Genomic DNA, 1,351 nt, shown 5'->3' on the forward strand with positions numbered 1-1,351 from the left:
CCGCTTCAGATAGCCGTCCGGGGCGACGGTGATGAGCAGTTTGTGCTCAATGCTCTTATCAATCTCGAATTATCGAACGTCAGAGCCTGTCCGGCAAACCTCCGTTCATGCTTCGACAGGCTCAGCACGAACGGGAAAAGGGCAATGTTTTCGGTAGCCATTCCGTTCACCCTGAGCTTGTCGAAGGGTATGTGAGGGTTTGCAGGACAGGCTCGTCAGACACTTGAATTGGTTATCGGATTGCGCCGTGATCTCGTCCAGGTAATTTGAATTCATCACGATAATCTCGTCGCCTGGGTTTAGGGCTTCCATGGCTTCCTCGGGTGAGGACACGCGTAAGCCGCTCCCAGCTAGGAACTTGCCCTGCTTCGAAGGATTGATGTCGATTACAAAATCAACTTGGGCGCCAGCGTGTTTCATGTAACCGGCACGGAAGGGGGGGCGTACAGGGCGTCGGTGAGGGTGTCGCGTAGGGCCCTGTAGCGCTCGCGCTGCCCGATCCTATAGAGCTTGCTCAAGCCTTCAACACGAATGGCAGTGGCGCTCATGTGTCTATGGCTGCTATCAGTCCCAAGCGCTGAGATATTCAACCTGATTCCTCATTTCCTCAGCCGACTTGGTGGCAATGAGTTTCAAGAGGCGGCGCATTTGCTCGCCCACTGAGTAGTGTTGCTGGCGTGCGAGGATGATTCCCGCATGCGATTTGCCCTCTCTCAGAAAGCTGGCATGTAGACGATAGAAATCTCCTACGTTGAAGGAAAACAACGTGCGACCTTGCCCTGTCGCATATTCCAGGTGTACCTCGTCCTTCTGCTCAATTAAGCCCGCCTCACGTGCGGTGATGATATCTACACCGCGTACACGCAGAGCCGAAACCAAGTTGTTATCTAACGCATCCTCATCCACATATAGACGGACGGTCACTGACTCTTTCGGGAAAGGAAGTGCTCCCGCTCAAGGTGATCAGCCTCACTTTCCTCAGCGGCAATGTCGGTTTCGATCTCTTCTCGATTCGCGTGATAATACGTGAGAGCCGCATGGACTTGTGCCAATGACAGGTGGCCAATCCGGTCTGCTATCTCTTCCGGAGTCAATCCTAACTTGTACCAGCCTATGATACGCCGTACCGTGACCCCTGTCCCAGCGATCCGCGGGCGCCCCCCCCGGATGTCCGGTGACCTTACGATCAGTGTCCCAATATCAGTGACCGTTGCCATGGTTTCTACCCTCCTAACGACTTCGTCACTCGTCCCTTGACGCTGAACATTATTTCTTAGCGTATCACGCCTGTATCCCCACCGCCAGCACCTCATTTACTATCGGTGGGGCGGAGAGGCGGAAAAGGGACGAC

3 protein-coding genes and 1 pseudogene are annotated in these 1,351 nt (G+C 54.4%); all 4 read right to left on the reverse strand.

Annotation, left to right across the window (positions count from 1 at the left end; all coding sequences use genetic code 11):
• Positions 1–69 (reverse strand): annotated as a pseudogene (locus KGL31_10080) (cephalosporin hydroxylase).
• Positions 70–105: 36 nt separating this feature from the next.
• Positions 106–420, reverse strand: coding sequence for a hypothetical protein (locus KGL31_10085; GenBank protein MDE2322246.1), 315 nt, complete (start codon positions 418–420; stop codon positions 106–108).
• A gap of 144 nt (positions 421–564) precedes the next feature.
• The gene (locus KGL31_10090; protein ID MDE2322247.1) at positions 565–924 is read right to left on the reverse strand and encodes a DUF5615 family PIN-like protein; all 360 of its coding nucleotides are present in this window, start codon (positions 922–924) and stop codon (positions 565–567) included.
• Positions 921–1,217 carry a DUF433 domain-containing protein gene (locus tag KGL31_10095; protein ID MDE2322248.1) on the reverse strand — a complete coding sequence of 99 codons (297 nt, stop codon included), beginning with the start codon at positions 1,215–1,217 and terminating at the stop codon, positions 921–923. The genes KGL31_10090 and KGL31_10095 overlap by 4 nt, the downstream gene beginning before the upstream one ends.
• Between the last annotated feature and the right edge of the window lie 134 nt (positions 1,218–1,351).

The sequence above is a fragment of the Candidatus Methylomirabilota bacterium genome (assembly GCA_028870115.1).
In the GTDB taxonomy this organism is placed as follows: domain Bacteria; phylum Methylomirabilota; class Methylomirabilia; order Methylomirabilales; family Methylomirabilaceae; genus Methylomirabilis.

Bases quoted from the DNA above. Each gene is read 5' to 3' on its own strand.
- KGL31_10085 (MDE2322246.1), bottom strand. From the start codon at position 420: ATGAAACACGCTGGCGCCCAAGTTGATTTTGTAATCGACATCAATCCT.
- KGL31_10095 (MDE2322248.1), bottom strand. From the start codon at position 1,217: ATGGCAACGGTCACTGATATTGGGACACTGATCGTAAGGTCACCGGAC.